Raw genomic sequence first — 18414 nt, forward strand, 5'->3', positions numbered from 1 at the left:
AAAAACGATGCCGCTTGACATGGGGGCGGCAGCATAATCTTCCTTTCGCCGGCAACCCGACGCCGCCCTGCGGCGTTTTTCTGTGCCGCTCGGGAAAATTCATGCTGACACTGCCCCAGACCCTGTCCTTCGCCGTCATCGCCCTGATGATGGCCGCCTTCGTATGGGGACGCCTGCGCTACGACCTTGTCGCAGCGCTGTCGCTGCTCACCGCCGTGGCCGTCGGCGTGGTGCCGTTCGACAAGGCCTTCTCCGGCTTCAGCGATGACATCGTCATCATCGTCGGCAGCGCGCTGCTGGTCAGCGCCGGCGTGGCGCGCAGCGGCATCATGGAATATGCGCTGCAACGCTACGCGCCGGGCGTCAATTCGGTGCGCGCCCAGCTTGCGCTGCTGGTGGTGACGGTCGCCATCCTGTCCGCCTTCGTGAAGAACATCGGGGCGCTGGCGATCATGATCCCGATCGCCTTCCAGTTCGCCCGCCGCTCCGGCGCCTCGCCCTCGCTGTTCCTGATGCCGATGGCCTTCGCTTCCCTGCTCGGCGGCCTGATGACGCAGATCGGCACCTCGCCCAACGTCGTCGTCTCGCGCCTGCGCGAGGAACTGACGGGCACGTCCTTCACCATGTTCGACTTCACCCCGGTCGGCCTGGCGCTGACCGCCGCGGGCTGTGTGTTCCTCACCCTGTTCTATTTCCTGGTGCCGGCCCGCGAGCGCGGCGACAACGACCTCCACGCCGCGCTCGACATCGAGAACTATTCGGCCGAGGCGCGCATCACCGCCGATTCCACCGTCGTCGACAAGCCGCTCTCGGCCCTGCTGAAAATCTCCTCGGGCGAGGCCGCCATCACCGCCATATTGCGCGAAGGGGGCCTGCGCATCGCGCCCCTGCCGGACGCCATCCTGCACGAGGACGACATCGTGCTGATCGAAGGCGGGCAGGAAGCGCTCGACCGCCTGGTGGCGCAGGCCAAGCTGCATGTCGGCGCCGGCCGCGACAAGACCTACAATCCCGAAGCGATCGCCGTCGAAGCCGTGGTCACCCAGAATTCCAGCCTCATCGGCTGGTCGGCCCAGCACCTGATGCTCTACGACCGTTTCAATGTGAACCTGCTCGCCGTCTCGCGCAAGGGCGCGCGGCTCGACCAGCGGCTCGGCAGCATCACCCTCAATTTCGGCGACATCCTCATGCTGCGCGGCGACAGCCAGACCCTGCCGCAATTCCTGCGCGACTTCGGCCTTTTGCCGCTGGCCGAGCGGCAGGTGCTTCTGGGCAGCGTGCGGCGCGGGCTGGTGCCGGTGTCGATCCTGGTGGCGGCCATGGGCGCCACCGCGCTCGGCCTGCTGCCGGTCGCCCTCGCCTTCTTCGCGGCGGCGGTGGCCATGGTGCTGTTTCGCGCCGTCCCGCTGCGCGAAACCTATGACGCGGTCGACGGGCCGATCCTGGTCATGCTCGCCGCGCTCATCCCGGTCAGCGATTCGCTGCGCACCACCGGCGCCACCGACGTGCTCGCCGCGCTGCTGGCCGATCTCGGCCAGATGCTGCCCGGCTACGGCGCGCTGGCGCTGATCCTGGTCGCGGCCATGATGGTGACGCCCTTCCTCAACAACGCCGCCACCGTGCTGGTCATGGCGCCCATCGCCGCCGGCTTCGCCACCAATCTCGGCTACCGGCCGGAAGCCTTCCTGATGGCGGTGGCCATCGGCGCCGGCTGCGATTTCCTCACCCCCATCGGCCACCAGTGCAACACGCTGGTCATGGGCCCCGGCGGCTACCGCTTCTCCGATTATCCGCGCCTTGGCCTGCCGCTGTCGTTCCTGGTCATCATTGTCGCGGTCCCCATGCTGATGCTGGTCTGGCCGCTGTAGCGGGACGGTTTCCGGCCTCTCTCCGGGCCCCCTGACCGTTGCTGACAGAAGGCTGTCAGCAGGCCTGTGCGATGATGCCTTTCATCATTTTTGCAAGGAGAGCGGCCATGACCAGCCCCGGCATTTTTTCCGCATTTGCGCACTATGTGCGACTGGCACGAACCCGGCGCAGCGAGATACGCACCATCCGCCTGCTGAATGCCCTTCCCCCCGAAGTCCGGGATGATATCGGCTGGCCGGAACTGCATATCGACGAAAACGGCCAGCTCGTGCACGGCGATGCGCCGGCGGCGGCTAGGCAGGCCGCTGTCGGGGCCCAGCCCCTGCGGCCGCATCGTAAGGCTTGGATAGCGCCCTCGATCCCGCCACAATGCCCGGCATGAGCAAATAGACCGCGAGACCGCATCATGCCTGACCGCAAGAAGCTTGGCGTTCTTTTCATTCCCCATTTCGCCGACTGGGAATATGGCCTTCTGGCCGCCTCCGCCGTCGAATGGTTCGGCGCCCGGGCCGTCTCCCTCACGCCCGACGGCGAGCCGGTGACCTCCATCGCCGGCTTCCGCCTGACGCCCGAGCGGCCGGCGGCAGCGGGCGAGAACGAAGACCTCGATGCCATCGCCGTGATCGGCTCCGACGGCTGGGCGAGCGCCGATGCGCCCGACGTCGCCCCCCTGCTCACAGCCGTGGCCGCGCGCGGCGGCGTGGTCGGCGGCATCTGCGGCGGCACGCTGGCGCTGGCCCGCGCCGGCCTGTTCGAGAGCGCGGCCCACACCAGCAACGGCCGCGGCTGGATTGCCCGCCATCTGCCTGGCTATGCCGGCGCCGCCAACTATCGCGACGTGCCCCGTGCGGTGGCCGACGGCCGGGTCGTTTCGGCACCGGGTTCGGCGCCCGGCACCTTCGCCGTCGAATTCCTGGCCGCCCTGTTTCCCGAAAGGCGCGGCGAGATCGGCGAAATGCGCGCCCTGTTCGGCCGCGAACATGCCGACATCTCCTGACACCATGCTGTCAGCAGCGCCATGCCAAAAAGGCGTCCGTGACAAGGCGCCTGGCCAAAAGAAGCTTGGCAAGGGCCGCGCGAGGGCAGATTGTCAGCAGGTGACAGGGGCGGCCGGGGGCACGAACGCCGAGGGAGCGACACATGCGCAGGGCCGACAGGCTTTTCCAGATCGTGCAGCATTTGCGCGGCGGCCGTCTGGTCACCGCCCACAAGCTGGCGACATGGCTGGAAGTATCCGAGCGCACCATCTACCGCGACATTGCCGACCTGCAATCGACCGGCGTGCCGATCGACGGCGAGGCGGGGGTCGGCTACCTGATGCGCGAAGGCTTCGACCTTCCGCCGCTGATGTTCACGCGTGACGAGATCGTGGCGCTGGTCGCCGGCGCCCGCATGGTGCGCGCCTTCGGCGGGGCCGCCATGGCGCGTGCGGCGGACGAGGCGCTGGTCAAGATCGGCGCGGTGCTGCCGCAGGCCGAGCGCGACCGCATCTCCCGCACCGAGATCCACACGCCGCTCTGGGTGGTGAGCGACAGCGCCCGCGAGGCGCTCGACATCATCGAGCGCGCCGTGGAGAAGCGGCAGGTGCTGACCCTCCACTATGGCGACGAAGCCGGCCGCACCACGGTGCGCGACATCCGCCCGCTCGGCCTGTGGTTCTGGGGCAAGGTGTGGACGCTGATCGCCTGGTGCGAGATGCGCGACGACTTTCGCGCCTTCCGCATCGACCGCATCACCTCGCTGGTCAAGGCCGAGCGTAGCTTCCGGCCCGAGCCCGGCAAGCGGCTGGCCGACTTCTACCGCGCCGTGGAGCACCGCGAAACCTACGGCACCGGCCCCACCGCCAGCGGCCTGTAGCGAGGCGCGTTTTTAAACCTCCACCACCTGCTTGCTTCAACCGCTCGGTGCGCCGCCGCACCAGCAGCGCCACCGCCGCGATCAGCAGCGTGCCGATGATGAACAGGAACGCGGCCGCGGCGATCGCCGGGCTGATGTTCTCGCGGATCGAGGAGAACATCTGCCGCGCCAGCGTGCGCTGGTTTGGGCCGGCGACAAACAGCGTCAGCACCACCTCGTCGAGCGAGGTGGCGAAGGCGAACACCGCGCCCGACAGGATGCCGGGCAGTGCCAGCGGCAGGGTCACGCGGCGGAACACGGTGAACGGCGCGGCACCCAGGCTGGCCGCCGCCCGCTCCACGCGCCGGTCGATGCCGGCGAGCGAGGCCGTGACCGAGACGACGACGAAGGGCACAGCCACCACCGAGTGGGCGGCGATGACGCCGGCATAGGAATTGGCGAGGCCCAGATGCACGAAGAACACCTGCATGCCCACGCCCAGCACCACTGCCGGCACCACCATGGGCAGAAGGAAGGCGGTGCGGAACAGGCCGGGCAGGATCAGCCCGGCATTGCGCAGCCCGAGCGCCGCCAGCGTGCCGAGCGTGCCGGCCAGCAGCGTCGTGCCGGTGCCGATGATGAGGCTGTTGATGATCGACATGCGCCAGACATTGGCGTTGGCCAGCTCGTTGAACCAGCGCATCGAATAGCCGGGGATGGGATAGGTGAGGAACACGCTGGAGGTGAAGGCGAGCGGCAGGATGGCGACCAGCGGCGCCACCAGGAACACCACCGCGAGCACGCCGAACAGCAGCTTGACGAGGTTCGCCGCGCGCATCAGCGGCCCCCCGCGCGGTCGGCGGAGAGCCGCCCGTAGACGGCATAGAGCGCCAGCGTGGCGACCAGCAGGATGGCGCCCAGCGCGCCCGCCATGCCCCAGTTGGCCGAGCCGATGGCGTAGAAGGCGATGACCGACGAGATCATCTGGTCCTGCGCCCCGCCGATCAGCGCCGGGGTGATGTAGTAGCCGATAGCGGTCATGAACACGAGCAGCGAACCCGACACCACGCCGCGCAACGACAGCGGCAACAGCACCCGCAGGAACGCCCGCCACGGCGGCGCGCCGAGCGAGGCGGCCGCCGGCATCAAATTGCGCGGGATCGACAGGAGCACCGAATAGATCGGCAGCACCATGAAGGGCAGAAGCACATGGGTCATGGCGATGACCACGCCGAGCCGGTTGAAGATCAGCGGCAGCGGCCGGCTGATGAGGCCGAGCGACATCAGCGTGTCGTTGATCAGGCCCTGCTCCTGAAGCAGGATGAACCACGCCGCGGTGCGCACCAAAAGCGAGGTCCACAGCGGCAGCAGCACCGCGCCGAGCAGGAGCTGGCGCTTCCAGCCCTCCACGGACACGGCGAGCATCGCATAGGGCAGGCCGATCAGCGCGCAGGCGATCGTCACCACCGCCCCGATACCGAGCGTGCGCAGCAGGATCGCCGTGTTGGCCGAGGCTTCCGCCGGCAGCGCCTCGATCCTGCCGCTGGCGTCGCGCTCATAGTCCAGTGCCGCCAGCAGGTAACGGTCGGTATAGGGATTGGTGGAATCGGCCACCGCGCGCCAGAACCGCGCATCGGCCCACCGCTTGTCGACCTCGACCAGGTCGATCGGCCCTTGCGGCTGCTCCTCGACGGCGCGCATGGTGCGGCCCATCAGCGTGCGGAACCCGTTCTGCGCGCTGTTGAGGCGGCGCACCGCATCGCCCAGCAATTGCTGGTCGTCGATGGCGCGCAGGTCGTCGATGAAGGCCTGCTGCAGTTCCTGGGGCGGGTCGGACTGCCGGTCCCAGTCGCCGGCGACGGCGGCGGTGAGCGGGAAGGCGCGCGAGCCGACCGGATCGGACACCGCCTCCTTGAGCATGGAGACCAGCGGCCAGGCGAAGAAGATGGCGAGAAACAGAACCAGCGGCGCGACCAGCGCCAATGCCCCGAGGCGTCCCTTGGCCGAGGTATCGCTCATGTCGGCAGCATCCAGCAGTCTGACGGTGCGAAGGACACCACCACCTTGTCGCCGGGGTTGAATTCCGCCGTCCTGCGATCGGCCTTGGCCACGAAACCGAAGGCGCCGTTGTCGAGCTGGATGCGCAGATGGTCGCCATGATAGACGGCATCGGTGACGGTGGCCGGATAGCTGTTCTCCGAAGCCGCATCCGGCCCGAGACGGATACGCTCCGGGCGCACCGAAACGAGAATCCTGCCTGCATCCATCGCCATATCCGAAGGCTGGACGCGGATCGTTCCGCCGCCCTCCAGCTTCACCGTCGCGCCCGTGTCGCCGGCCTCGGCCAGCGTGCCTTCGACCAGATTGGTCTCACCGATGAACTGGGCGACGAAGCGCGAGCGCGGCTGGTCGTAGATTTCGCGGGGCGTGCCGATCTGCTCGATCTTGCCGCGGTTGAACACCGCGATGCGGTCCGACATGGTCAGAGCCTCGGACTGGTCGTGGGTCACGAACACGATGGTGAGCCCCAGCCGCTTGTGCAGCGCGCGGATGTCAAGCTGCATCTGCTCGCGCAACTGCTTGTCGAGCGCGCCGAGCGGCTCGTCCATCAGCACCACCGAGGGCTCGAACACCAGCGCCCGCGCCAGCGCCACACGCTGCTGCTGGCCGCCGGAAAGCTGAGAAGGACGGCGGTCCTTCATGGTGCCGAGCTGCACCATGTCGAGCGCGCGCGCCACCTTGCTGTCGATCTCCGAGCGCGGCGTGCCGCGCATTTCCAGCGGGAAGGCGACGTTCGCAGCCACGCTCATATGGGGAAAGAGCGCATAGTTCTGGAACACGACGCCCATGTTGCGCTTGTGCGGGGGCAACTGGTCGATGCGCCGGCTGCCGAGCGAGATCGTGCCGCCGCTCGGCGCCTCGAAACCGGCCAGCATCATCAGGATGGTCGTCTTGCCCGAGCCGGAAGGGCCGAGCAGGCTGAGGAACTCGCCCTGATCGATGGTCAGGTCGAGATCGTCGACGACGCGCAGCGTGCCGTAGGACTTGCTGACCTTCTCAAATCTGATGTTCGACTGGCTCAAGGACGACCGCCGCTCCCCGGGGAGCAGCCCTCTGCGATAAGGGACGGGACACGGGACCTTGCCGGCCCCGTGCCGTTGTGAAAGCCGGCCTTACTGGGCCAGCCAGGCGTTGAAGCGCTGGGTCAGGGCTTCGGCGTTGTCGATCCAGAAATCGACGTCGATCGCCAGCGCATCCTTCATGTTTTCAGGCTCGGTCGGCAGGTCGGCCTTGTATTCGGCCGGAACCATTTCCGCCGCCGCCTTCACCGGCAGGCCGTAGGCCACATACTGGGGCAGCTTGGCCTGGTTCTCCGGCTGGCTGGCGAAGGCGATGAAGTCCATGCCGGCCTCCTTGTTCTCGGCGTCCTTGAGGATCGCCCAGCTGTCGACGGCATAGATCGAGCCCGGCCAAACCACCTTGAACTTGCGGTTCTCGGTGCGGTTGATGCCGGTGATGCGGCCGTTATAGGCCGAGGCCATGGCCACTTCGCCGGAGGCCAGGAACTGCAGCGGCTGCGCGCCCGATTCCCACCACACGATGTTCGGCTTCAGCTCGTCCAGCTTCTTGAAGGCGCGGTCGACGCCCTCGTCGGTCGCCAGCACGTCATAGACCTCGGCCGGCGGCACGCCGTCCGCCATCAGCGCGAATTCGAGGGTGTATTTCGGCCCCTTGCGCAGCGAGCGCTTGCCGGGGAATTTCTGCACGTCCCAGAAATCCGCCCAGGACTGCGGGCCGTCGGCCAGCTTCTCTGTGTCATAGGCGATCGCCGTCGACCACACGATGGCCCCGGCGCCGCATTCGTTCACCGCCGAGGGGATGAACTTGTCCTCGCCGCCGAGCTTGGCCCAGTCGATCTTCTCGTAGATGCCGTCGGCGCAGCCCAGCGCCAGTTCCTCGACCTCGACCTGCACCACGTCCCAGTTCGGGTTGCCGGCCTTCGCCTTGGCCTGCAGCACGCCGTAGCCGCCGTCCCAGGTTTCGTCGAGCACCGGCTTGCCGGTCTTCTCGGCATAGGGCTTGAAATAGATTTCGCGCTGCCCGTCCTGATAGTTGCCGCCCCACGACACGATCGTGAGGTCGCGCGCCTGCGCGGGCGCGGCCGCGCCCATCGCCGCGGCCAGCAGGCCGCCGATTGCCAGAATGCCAATTCGCTTACGCATGTTTCCTCCCTATGCGGTCACGTTTCCCTGATTGCCGATCGAAAAACCGTCTCCCGAAACTGTCAAGCAATTCGCATCGAATGCAAAGGGCCGGGCAGCTGCCCGGCCGTCTTTCCTAGAAGAATGCCTGCAGGCCGGTCTGCGCCCGCCCGAGGATGAGGGCGTGCACGTCATGCGCGCCTTCATAGGTGTTCACCGTCTCCAGGTTCTGCGCATGGCGCATCACATGGTAGCCGATCTGGATGCCGTTGCCGCCATGCATGTCGCGAGCGAGGCGGGCGATGTCGAGCGCCTTGCCGCAATTGTTGCGCTTGACGATGGAGATCATCTCCGGGGCCATCTTGCCCTCGTCCATCAGCCGCCCGACGCGCAGGCTGCCCTGCAGGCCCAGCGCGATCTCGGTCTGCATGTCGGCGAGCTTCTTCTGGTAGAGTTGCATGCCGGCCAGCGGCTTGCCGAACTGCTTCCGGTCGAGGCCGTATTGCCGCGCCCGGTGCCAGCAGTCCTCGGCCGCGCCCATCACGCCCCAGGAAATGCCGTAGCGCGCCCGGTTGAGGCAGCCGAACGGGCCCTTCAGGCCGGACACGTTGGGCAGCAGCGCCTCCTCGCCGACCTCGACGCCGTCCATGACGATCTCGCCGGTGATCGAGGCGCGCAGCGAAAGCTTGCCGCCGATCTTCGGCGCCGACAGCCCCTTCATGCCCTTTTCCAGCACGAAGCCGCGGATCGCGTCCTTGCCGTCCTCACCCTTCAGCTTGGCCCAGACCACGAACACGTCGGCGATCGGGGAGTTGGAGATCCACATCTTGGAGCCGGAAAGGCGATAGCCGCCGTCGATCTTCTCGGCCCGCGTCTTCATGCCGCCCGGATCGGAGCCGGCATCCGGCTCGGTCAGGCCGAAACAGCCGATCCATTCGCCCGAGGCCAGCTTCGGCAGGTACTTCCTGCGCTGCTCCTCCGAGCCATAGGCGTCGATCGGATACATGACCAGCGACGACTGCACGCTCATCATCGAGCGGTAGCCCGAGTCGATGCGCTCGACCTCGCGCGCGATCAGGCCGTAGGTGACGTAGTTGGCGCCGAGCCCGCCATATTCCTCCGGCACGGTGACGCCCAGCAGGCCGGCCTCGCCCATCTCGCGGAAGATCGCCGGGTCGGTCTTCTCCTCCATGTAGGCGTCCTCGATGCGCGGGGCGAGCTTGTCGGCCGCGAAGGCCGCCGCCGCGTCGCGCACCATGCGCTCGTCCTCGCTGAGCTGATCCTCGAGAAGGAACGGATCGTCCCACACGAAGGATGCCATTTTCGAAGATGTCTTGCCGTGTTCAGCGGTCAATGCGGTCGCCTCCTCAGCCTGCCTTGCGGGTCTTGGTTTCGGAAATCACTGACTGAGGAAGCCCGCGCCCCTGCGTCAAGATAACTGCCGCGACATCCGTCATCTTACCCCTGTGACGGCTCTTAGCATCGTTCAAAATTCTGCGCAACATCGCGCTCATTATATTGAGCGGCATTGGTCAAAGGTAGGGGGGCGTGCAGGCCGAGATGACGATGGTGACGGCATCGGATGCGTTGCGGAAGCGGTGCGGCAGGCGGCTGTCGAACAGGTAGGATTCGCCGGCCTTGAGCACGCGCACCTCCTCGCCCACGGTCAGTTCCAGCTCGCCTTCCACCACATAGCCGCCCTCCGTCGAGAAATGCTGGAGCATGGCCTCGCCGGTGTCGGCGCCCGGCTCGTAGATTTCGTGCAGGATCTGCAGGTTGTAGGCCCTGGCGTCGCCGATCTGCCGCAGCGTAAGCCTGCCATTGCCCTGGTCTATGGCACGCGCCGTCACCCGCGAGGTGAGGTCCTTGAGGTCGTCGGCGCCGAAGAACGGGCCGTATGGCTTGCGCTGGTCGTCCTCGAAGAAATCCGACATCGACACATCCAGCCCGCCGAGGATCTTGCGCAGCGTGGCGATGGACGGGCTCGACTTGTTCTTCTCGATGATCGAGATCTGCGCATGCGGCACGCCGGCGCGCCCCGCCAGCTCGCGCTGCGACAGGCCGGCGGCGGTGCGCAGCGCCTTGAGGCGCGCGCCGATGTCGAAATCGTCTGTCATCCCTCTCCCGAGCCCGGTCGCTTCTTCCATTTTGGTCAAAATATAGAACACCAGAGGGAAGGGAAAGAGGTGATGACGTCATTTCGACATGCCGCGCGCGGGGGCAGGCCGCGCGGGCCGGGCGCATCATCCGTTCCGGCTCAGTCCGGCACCACGGCGGTGGCCTGTATCTCCACCAGCGCCTCGTCCTCGATCAGGCCCGAGACCTCGACCACGGCCATGGCCGGGAAGTTGCGGCCCATGGTGGCCTTCCACGCCGCGCCGATCTCCTTCAGCGAGGCCGAATAGGCCTTCCGGTCGGTCACGTACCAGGTCATGGTGGTGATGTGCTCAGGCCCCGCACCGCTCTCGCGCAGGATGGCAAGCACGTTCTCCAGGGTCTGGCGGATCTGGCCGGGAAGGTCGTGCGCCTCGAACCTGTACTGCCCGTTCCAGCCGATCTGGCCGCCGACGAAGATGGTGCGGCCGCGCGCCTCGATGCCGTTGGAATAGCCGATCGGCTTGGCCCAGCCTTCGGGCTGCAAGATGCGATGGGGCGTGAGGGGCGAGGTTGCGGGCGGCGCCTGTTCCTGGGGCTTGGTCACGCTCATGACGACTCCTGTCTCGACATTTTCACCAGCTCGCGGCCGATGATCAGCTTCTGCACCTCGGTGGCGCCTTCATAGATCCTGAGCGCCCTGATCTCGCGATAAAGGCGCTCGGCGATGTTGCCGACCTGAACGCCGCGACCGCCGAACATCTGCACGGCCTGATCGATCACCCATTGCGCGTTCTCGGTCGCCGTCAGCTTGGCCATGGCGGCTTCCTTCGTGGCCGGCAGCTTCTGCACGTCGCGCCGCCAGGCGGTGCGCGCCACCAGTAGCGCCGCCGCATCGATGGAAGTCGCCATCTCGCCCAGCGTCGACTGCGCCGTCGGCAGGTCGGCCAGCGTCGCCCCGAACATGCTGCGCGCGCCGGCATGGGCGAGCGCCTCGGCCAGTGCCCGGCGGGCGAAGCCGAGCGCGGCCGCCGCCACCGAGGGGCGGAAAATGTCGAGCGTGCGCATGGCGATCTTGAAGCCCTCGCCGGGTGCGCCGAGAAGCTGGCTCGCCGGAATGCGGCAGCTCTCGAAGCGGATGCGGGCGAGCGGATGCGGGGCGATGGTCTCGATGCGCTCGGCGATCACGAAGCCCGGCGTGTCGGCGAACACGACGAAAGCCGAAATGCCGCGTGTGCCGGGCGCCTCGCCGGTGCGGGCAAAGACGGTGTAGACGTCGGCGATGCCGCCGTTGGAGATGAAGATCTTCTCGCCGTCGAGCACATAGGCGTCGCCGTCACGGCGGGCAGCACAACTCATCGCCGCGACGTCCGATCCGGCATCCGGCTCGGTCAGCGCAAAGGCGGAGATCAATTCGCCCTTCGCCACTTTTGGCAGGATCTGCTGTTTCAGTTCCTCGCCGCCCGAAAGGCTGATCGCGCCGGTGCCCAGCCCCTGCATGGCGAAGGCGAAATCGGCCAGACCGTCCTCATGGCCGAGCGTCTCGCGCAAGATGCACAGCGAGCGGCTGTCGATGTCGGGCGACATGCCGCCATAGGCCAGCGGCACGCAATGGCGCAGGAAGCCGGCAGCGCCGAGCCGCTTGACCAGCGCCTTGCAGGCGGCGTCGGCATCGTGATGGTCGATCGCGCCAAGGCCGCCTTCGGCGATGAAGGCGTCGATCTCGGCCGCCAGAGCCCGATGCCCGTCATCATAGAACGGCCAGTCGAGATGGTCGCGCGGCGGCGCTTTGGCCGGGCTTGCGGCCGGGCTTGCGGCCGGGCTTGGGGCCGGGCTTGCGGCCGGGCTTGGTGCCGGGCTTGGGGGATGCGCGGCCATGGTTCAGTTCCCCTTGAAATCCGGCTTGGCCTTGGCGGCGAAGGCCTCGAAGGCGCGACGGAAATCACCGGTAGCCATGCAGATCGCCTGCGCCTGCGCTTCCGATTCCAGCATTTCCTCGATGCCCATCGACCATTCCTGGTCGAGCATCTTCTTGGTCATGGAATGGGCGAACCACGGGCCGTCGGCCAGCCGGCGAGCGAAGGCCTGCGCCTGCTTCAACAGGCCGTCGCGCGCGGCGATCTCGTTGTAGAATCCCCAGTCGTGGCCTTCCTGCGCCGTCATCACCCGCCCGGTGAACAGAAGCTCCGCCGCCCTGCCCTGCCCGATGATGCGCGGGAGAATGCCGCAGGCGCCCATGTCCGCGCCGGCCAGCCCGACGCGGGTGAACAGGAAGGCGGTCTTCGCTTCCGGCGTGGCGAGACGATAGTCCGACGCCATGGCGAGGATCGCGCCGGCGCCGGCGCAGATGCCGTCCACGGCGGCGATCACCGGCTGCGGGCAGGCGCGGATCTGGCGCACCAGATCGCCGGTCATGCGGGTGAAGGCCAGGAGGTCCGGCATCTTCATGCCGGTCAGCGGCTCGATGATGTCGAACACGTCGCCGCCCGAGGAGAAATTGTTGTCCGCCCCCGCCAGCACCACGCAGCGCACGTCGCTGGCGCGCGCCAGCGCCCGGAACAGGTCGCCCAGTTCCTCATAGCTTTCGAAGGTGAGCGGGTTCTTCTTCTCCGGCCGGTTCAGCGTGATGGTGGCCACCCGGCCATCCTCGTCCGTCTCGAAGCGGAAATGCTTCGGCCGATAGTCCCTGAACGGCTTGAGCTTGGCCTGCATGGCATTGGTCATCGGTTCAGCCTCCCATCACTTCGCCGCCGGCGACCGCGATGGCCTGCCCGGTGATTGCGCTTGCGCCTTCGCCGGCCAGCCACAGCACGGCGTCGGCCACTTCCTGCGGCGCGACCAGCCGGCCCTGCGGATTGGCCCGCGCCAGCGTCGCGCGCGCCTCGTCGCCGCTGCGGCCGGTCTTGCCCCTGATCGTCTCGACGGCCGCGTCGAGCAGCGGCGTGTCGGTGAAACCAGGGCACACGGCGTTGACGGTGATGCCGGTGCGCGCCAGTTCCAGCGCCAGCGCCCGCGTCAACCCCACGACTCCGTGCTTGGCCGCGCAATAGGCGGAGACGTAAGGATAGCCGGTCATGCCGGCGGTGCTGGCGATGTTGACGATGCGCGCGTTGCGGACCTTGCGCAGCGAGGGCAGCAGCGCCCGCGTGACCAGATAGGTGCCGGTGAGGTTGACCGCGACGACATGGTTCCACAGCGCCGGATCGGTCTTCTCGAACGGCGCGGACGGCGCTTCGCCGGCGCAGTTGACCAGCACCGCCACCTCGCCCAGCGCCTCGACCGCCTTCGCCGTGCCGGCGGCGACGGCCTTCTCGTCGGTCACGTCGAAGCCGTCCACGACGAGCGCGCGACCGCCGCCGGCCTCGATCTCACCCGCTGCCTCGCGCAGCGGCCCGGCCCGCCGCCCGGCCAGCGACACGGCAAAACCCCTGCCGGCCAGCGCCAGCGCGCTGGCGCGGCCGATGCCGGTCCCGGCCCCGGTGACGAAGGCGTGTCGGGCGCTCATTTCTTGCCCGCCGCTTCGGCGGCCGCGCGGGCCAGATTGTTTTCATATTGCGTACGCGCCGACAGATATTGCTTCGGCCACTCGACGCCGGAAAAACCGATCCTGGCCGCCTCGTGCAACACGAAGGACGGGTCGGCCAGATGCGGGCGGGCGATGGCGCACAAATCGGCGCGGCCGGCGGCGATGACGGAATTGGCGTGGTCGGCTTCCGAGATCGCGCCGACGGCGATGGTCGCCACATCGACCTCGTTGCGGATCTTGTCCGACATCGGGGTCTGCCACAGCCGCCCATAGACCGGGCTGTCATCGGTCACCACCTGGCCGCTGGAGCAGTCGACCAGGTCGGCGCCCGCTTCCTTGAACATTTCGGCGAAAATCGCCGCATCCTCCGGCGTGTTGCCGCCCTCGTGCCAGTCGGTGGTCGACAGGCGCACCGACATCGGCCTGTCCTGCGGCCACACGGCCCGGACGGCGCGGAACACCTCCAGCGGGAAGCGGGCGCGGTTCTCATGGCTGCCGCCATAGTCGTCGTCGCGCGTGTTGGTCAGCGGCGACAGGAAGGAGGACAGCAGGTAGCCGTGCGCGGCGTGCAGTTCGAGAATGTCGAAGCCGATGGCGGCGGCCCGCTGCGTCGCCGCCACGAAATCGGCCACGACGCGATCCATGTCCGCCCGGGTCATGGCGCCCGGCACCTGCGAATGCGACAGGTAGGGGATGGCGGACGCCGAAAACAGCGGCCAGCCGCCTTCTTCCAGCGGCTCGTCCATGCCTTCCCAGGCGACCTTGGTGGCGCCCTTGCGGCCGGCATGACCGAGCTGGATGCCGATCTTCGCCGGCGTCTGGCCATGCACGAAATCGACGATGCGCTTCAGCGCCTGCGCCTGCGCGTCGTTCCACAGGCCGAGGCAGCCGGGCGTGATGCGCGCATCCGGCGACACGCAGGTCATCTCGGGGAAAACGAGGGCTGCCCCGCCCATGGCGCGCGCGCCCAGATGAACGAGGTGGAAATCGTCGGCGATGCCGTCCTTGGCGGAATACATAGCCATGGGCGACACGACGATGCGGTTATGAAGCGTCAGCCCGCGCACCTTGTAAGGTGTGAACATGGGCGGCGGCACGCTGCCGTTGGGCCCCGGCAGGGCACCGGCGCGCGTGGCGAACCAGCGCTCGTAGCCTTCGAGCCAGTCCTTGTCGCGCAGGCGCAAATTCTCATGGCTGATGCGCTGCGAGCGGGTCAGCATGGAGTACATGAACTGCTCCGGCTCAAGCCGGTCGGCATAGCGATGCCCCACGACCTCGAACCATTCCATGGCATTGCGCGCCGCATTCTGGATGCGCGCGACATCGACCCGGCGCACCTCCTCATAGGCTTCCAGCACGGCCGGGATCTTCGCCGCGTCATGGCCGAACCTGTCGAACTGGCGGGTCAGTTCGATGGCGTCGTCGATCGCCAGCTTGGTGCCCGATCCGATGGCGAAATGCGCGGTATGAGCGCTGTCGCCCATCAGCACGACATGGCTGTCGCCGTTGAAATGGCTCCATTTCTCACAGATCAGCCGGCCGAAGTTCAGCCAGGCCGAGCCGCGCAGATGGCGGGCATTGCTGATCAGCCGGCCGCCGTCCAGCGTCTCGGCGAACAGCTCCTCGCAAAAGGCGATCGACTGGTCCTGGTCCATCTCGCCAATGCCGTGGGCGTTGAACACGTCCTCGGTGGTCTCGACGATGAAGGTCGAGGTGTTGTCGTCGAACTTGTAGATATGGGCCTGGAACCAGCCATGCTCGGTACGGCGGAAGTCGAAGGTGAAGGCGTCGAAGCGCTTGTCGGTGCCGAGCCAGATATAGCGGTTCGGCCGCATCTGCATGTCCGGCTTGAACACATCGGCATATTTGGCGCGGATGCGCGAATTGACGCCGTCCGAGGCGATGATCAGGTCGGCGTCGGCGAACTCCTCGTCGCCCTGCACGTCGCGCTCGAACACCAGTTCGACGCCGAGCTCTAGGCAGCGTTCCTGCAGGATGTTGAGCATCTTCTTGCGGCCGATGCCGACGAAGCCGTGCCCGGTGGTGCGGATCTTGCGGCCCTTGAACACCAGCTCGATGTCGTCCCAGTGGTTGAAGGCGTCCTCGATGGTGGCAGCGGTCTGCGGGTCCCACTGGCGCATCGATTCCATGGTGGCGTCCGAGAACACCACGCCCCAGCCGAAGGTGTCGAAGGGCCGGTTGCGCTCGACCACGGTGACGTGGTGCTGCGGATGCTGCTTCTTCATCAGCAGGGCGAAATAGAGACCGGCCGGTCCGCCTCCGATGCAGACAATGCGCATGCTTCACCTCCCGTCATCGGCCCGGCGCAGCGCCCGCGGCACCGGTCACCCTGACAGGAAAGAGCATTCCGAAAAAAACTTCAAGCTTAAAGTTTTCTGGCGGGACGCAAAAATTCCCGCTTCGGCGCACGGCATGCGCGGCCTGGGTCCGATGCGGATGCGGCTATTGCGTGCCCGCAAGGGCGGAGCGGATCGAGCCCTTGAGCCGGCCGAGCGCCTCCATCAGCGCCGTCTCGTCCTGCCGGGTCAGGTCCTTGAACAGGTCGCCGATCCACTCGCCATGGCGGTCGGCCATGATGCGGAAGGCGGCGCGGCCTTCATCGGTCAGGGCGATGATCTGCACGCGGCGGTCCTTCGGCGAGACGGTGCGGCTGACATAGCCCACCTCGGCCAGCCGTTCGACCAGCGCCGTCAGGTTGCCGGCCGACACCATCATGCGCTTGGAGACCTCGCCCAGCACCATGCCGTTCTCGGCCCGTTCGAGCTGCGCCATCAGGTCGAAGCGCGGCAGGGTGAAGTCGAATTCCTCACGCAGCCGCCGGCGGATCTCGGCCTCGGCCAGCGTCGTGCAGGTGAGCAGCCTGAGCCACAGCCGGATTTCGGCGCCGTGGTCGCCGGGCGCCTCCAGCACTTTGGTCTCCCCGTCCAGCCATTCGTCCTGGCTGTCGCCGTCCTTCCTGTCGTCCATGTCGAGCGTCGTCAGCCTCCCGGATTCAAGGCTCCCAGTTTCAGGGGCTCCCCGATTCAAGGGCTCCCAGATTCACCGGCTCCTTGTAGAGCCGATTGACCGGGAGGGACAAGCCATCACGCGTCGATGCCATATCAGGGCCGGGGAATGCTGCCGGCAAGCACGGTTCCATAGGCGTCCGCGTCGATATTGCCGCCCGAAACCACGCACACGACATTACCTTTCGCATGGGGGCTGCAAAGTGCCGCCGCCACCGAGGCAGCGCCCGCCCCTTCCGCCACCACCTTGGTTTTCGAGAACAAAAGGCGCATGGCGTCCGTCACCTGCGCCAGGCTGACACTTTGCGCGCCATCGATCAGGTCGCGGGCCACGGGCCAAAGCTGCGGCACGAGCGAAGGGCCGCCGATGCTCTTGATGAAGGACGGCTTCGTTTCGATGTCGACGATGTGGCCGGCAGCCAGTGCGGCCGCGACCGGAGCGGCACTCTCGTCCTCGACGGCAATGACCTTCGCGGCCGGCTTCAGCGCTTTGACGGCGCTGGCAACGCCCGTCGTCATCGACCCACCGCCATAGGGCGTGAACACCACATCGACATGCGGCAAGGCTTCGACGATCTCCAGCCCGATGGTGCCGTTGCCGTTGAGAACCGCCTGATCGGTGACCGGGTTGATGAACAGTTCGGCAAGCTGCGGGCGGTCGTCCCCGGTGATGTAGCGCCACCAATCGTCCATGCCGACAAAACGCACCTCGCCGCCCAGGCCGCGCACTCCGTCGATCTTGGCCTGCGGCGCGCCGGCATACATGTAGGCCGCCATTTTCACGCCGAGCGCGTGGGCGGCGAAGGCCATGCCGTAGGCCATGTTGCCGGAGCTGACCGTCGCAATTCCGCCGGACAAGCACGCGCGCTCGCGTGACAGCAGCGCGTTGAGCGCCGGCCGCAGCTTGAAGGCACCGATCGGCGAAAGCGTCTCCAGCTTCAGGAAGATGCGCCGGCCCGGCAGCTCGAGGCCCAGCGGCACCAGCGGCGTCGCCTGCATATAAGCGCCAAGCCGCTCTCTGGCCGCCTCGATCGCAGCCAAAGCCGGACGCCGCGGATCGCTCATTCGGCTGCAAGCCCTCTTCTGGTCCTGCGCAGGGCATGGGCATCCACGGTTTCGCCGTGAACATAGGCATGCAGCGTATAGCCGATATGCTCTTCCATCAGCTTGCGCGCCCTTTCGATGTCGCGGTCGAGGGCGGCCTCCATCAGCGCCGTGTGATGCCCGATCCCCATCGCCTCGCGCAGCGCCGCCACCGCCTTCTCGTAGCCCTCCTGCCGGCCTTGGGCGGCACGCAGCGTGGGCGCCAGGCCGAGGAAGCGGTGATGGCGGCGCAACTGGTCGGAAATCGTCGAATGGAAGCGCAGCAGCCAGCTCGAGCAGGCGGCGCTCAGCAGGGCGTCATGGAACGCCGTATGCTTCTCGTCCCATTCGTCGACAGCAGTCTCGGACGGGTCATCGGGCGCGATCTTGCAGCGCGACAGGCGGTAATGGCTGGTGACCACCGCCGCCTCCCATTCGGCATCGCCATTGGCGATCGATTCCAGCAACAGCGGCAGCTCGACCACCATGCGCGCCCGCGCCAGATCCTCCAGCTCTTCCTTGGAGACCGGGGCCACGGCAAAACCGCGATTGGAAATGGCCGTCACCAGCTTCTCGGCCTCGAGCCTGGACAGCGCCTCGCGCAACGGCGTCCAGCCGACGCCATAGGCATCGCGCAAGGCGCCGAGCTTGAGGGGCGCGCCCGGCTTCAGGCGGGTCGCGAGGATATCGCGCCGCAACAGGCGGTAGGCCGCCTCCGTCTTGCTCGGGTGGGTTTCTTCCTGCATCCTGCCATCCGCACCTGTAGCTGGCCGCTGCC

General features: G+C 67.3%; 17 protein-coding genes and 1 pseudogene. 4 read left to right on the forward strand and 14 right to left on the reverse strand.

Annotated elements, in window-relative coordinates:
- Window positions 1-104: 104 nt before the first annotated feature.
- From ACVCNR_RS08440 to ACVCNR_RS08455, 4 genes are all read left to right on the forward strand, one after another.
- The gene (locus ACVCNR_RS08440) at window positions 105-1868 is read left to right on the forward strand and encodes an SLC13 family permease (protein ID WP_354199602.1); all 1764 of its coding nucleotides are present in this window, start codon (window positions 105-107) and stop codon (window positions 1866-1868) included.
- Window positions 1869-1975: 107 nt separating this feature from the next.
- Window positions 1976-2251 (forward strand): hypothetical protein, encoded by a 276-nt coding sequence (locus ACVCNR_RS08445; protein ID WP_447074382.1) that lies wholly within the window; start codon window positions 1976-1978, stop codon window positions 2249-2251.
- Window positions 2252-2275: 24 nt separating this feature from the next.
- Complete coding sequence (locus tag ACVCNR_RS08450) at window positions 2276-2866, forward strand: DJ-1/PfpI family protein (protein ID WP_354199579.1); 591 nt, start codon at window positions 2276-2278, stop codon at window positions 2864-2866.
- A 143-nt stretch (window positions 2867-3009) separates the two neighbouring features.
- Window positions 3010-3726: a helix-turn-helix transcriptional regulator gene (locus ACVCNR_RS08455; RefSeq protein ID WP_354199578.1), complete on the forward strand. Its 717-nt coding sequence runs from the start codon at window positions 3010-3012 to the stop codon at window positions 3724-3726.
- A 49-nt stretch (window positions 3727-3775) separates the two neighbouring features.
- On the opposite strand, the pseudogene ACVCNR_RS08460 reads toward ACVCNR_RS08455, so the two are convergent.
- The 14 genes and pseudogenes from ACVCNR_RS08460 to ACVCNR_RS08525 all read right to left on the reverse strand — a co-directional run.
- Window positions 3776-4543, reverse strand: a pseudogene (locus ACVCNR_RS08460) (ABC transporter permease); the annotation flags it as partial.
- Window positions 4543-5724: an ABC transporter permease gene (locus tag ACVCNR_RS08465; RefSeq protein ID WP_354199576.1), complete on the reverse strand. Its 1182-nt coding sequence runs from the start codon at window positions 5722-5724 to the stop codon at window positions 4543-4545. The pseudogene ACVCNR_RS08460 and the gene ACVCNR_RS08465, both read right to left, overlap by 1 nt.
- Entirely contained in the window at window positions 5721-6788 is a 1068-nt protein-coding gene (locus ACVCNR_RS08470; RefSeq protein ID WP_354199575.1) for an ABC transporter ATP-binding protein, read from the reverse strand. Before ACVCNR_RS08470 ends, ACVCNR_RS08465 begins: the two co-directional genes overlap by 4 nt.
- Before the next feature lie 90 nt (window positions 6789-6878).
- A complete protein-coding gene (locus ACVCNR_RS08475) occupies window positions 6879-7877 on the reverse strand; it encodes an ABC transporter substrate-binding protein (RefSeq protein WP_354199601.1) in 999 nt (332 codons plus the stop codon).
- Between the two features lie 166 nt (window positions 7878-8043).
- Window positions 8044-9228, reverse strand: coding sequence for an acyl-CoA dehydrogenase (locus ACVCNR_RS08480; RefSeq protein WP_447075662.1), 1185 nt, complete (start codon window positions 9226-9228; stop codon window positions 8044-8046).
- A 211-nt stretch (window positions 9229-9439) separates the two neighbouring features.
- Window positions 9440-10024: a type II toxin-antitoxin system RelB family anti-toxin gene (gene relB / locus ACVCNR_RS08485; protein WP_354199574.1), complete on the reverse strand. Its 585-nt coding sequence runs from the start codon at window positions 10022-10024 to the stop codon at window positions 9440-9442.
- 140 nt (window positions 10025-10164) lie between these two features.
- Entirely contained in the window at window positions 10165-10614 is a 450-nt protein-coding gene (locus tag ACVCNR_RS08490) for a RidA family protein (protein WP_447074386.1), read from the reverse strand.
- Window positions 10611-11879, reverse strand: a complete 1269-nt coding sequence (locus ACVCNR_RS08495) for an acyl-CoA dehydrogenase family protein (RefSeq protein ID WP_447074388.1) — start codon at window positions 11877-11879, stop codon at window positions 10611-10613. Before ACVCNR_RS08495 ends, ACVCNR_RS08490 begins: the two co-directional genes overlap by 4 nt.
- Window positions 11880-11882: 3 nt before the next feature.
- Window positions 11883-12725, reverse strand: coding sequence for an enoyl-CoA hydratase family protein (locus tag ACVCNR_RS08500; protein ID WP_354199571.1), 843 nt, complete (start codon window positions 12723-12725; stop codon window positions 11883-11885).
- 4 nt (window positions 12726-12729) lie between these two features.
- On the reverse strand, window positions 12730-13506 hold the full coding sequence (locus tag ACVCNR_RS08505) for an SDR family NAD(P)-dependent oxidoreductase (RefSeq protein WP_447074390.1): 777 nt from the start codon (window positions 13504-13506) through the stop codon (window positions 12730-12732).
- Entirely contained in the window at window positions 13503-15827 is a 2325-nt protein-coding gene (locus ACVCNR_RS08510; protein WP_447074391.1) for a bifunctional salicylyl-CoA 5-hydroxylase/oxidoreductase, read from the reverse strand. The genes ACVCNR_RS08505 and ACVCNR_RS08510 overlap by 4 nt, the downstream gene beginning before the upstream one ends.
- 163 nt (window positions 15828-15990) lie before the next feature.
- Complete coding sequence (locus ACVCNR_RS08515; RefSeq protein ID WP_354199568.1) at window positions 15991-16515, reverse strand: MarR family winged helix-turn-helix transcriptional regulator; 525 nt, start codon at window positions 16513-16515, stop codon at window positions 15991-15993.
- A gap of 134 nt (window positions 16516-16649) precedes the next feature.
- Window positions 16650-17618, reverse strand: a complete 969-nt coding sequence (locus tag ACVCNR_RS08520) for a pyridoxal-phosphate dependent enzyme (protein ID WP_447074392.1) — start codon at window positions 17616-17618, stop codon at window positions 16650-16652.
- Window positions 17615-18382 (reverse strand): GntR family transcriptional regulator, encoded by a 768-nt coding sequence (locus tag ACVCNR_RS08525; RefSeq protein WP_447074393.1) that lies wholly within the window; start codon window positions 18380-18382, stop codon window positions 17615-17617. Before ACVCNR_RS08525 ends, ACVCNR_RS08520 begins: the two co-directional genes overlap by 4 nt.
- Between the last annotated feature and the right edge of the window lie 32 nt (window positions 18383-18414).

It is taken from the genome of Aquamicrobium terrae, from assembly GCF_052978165.1.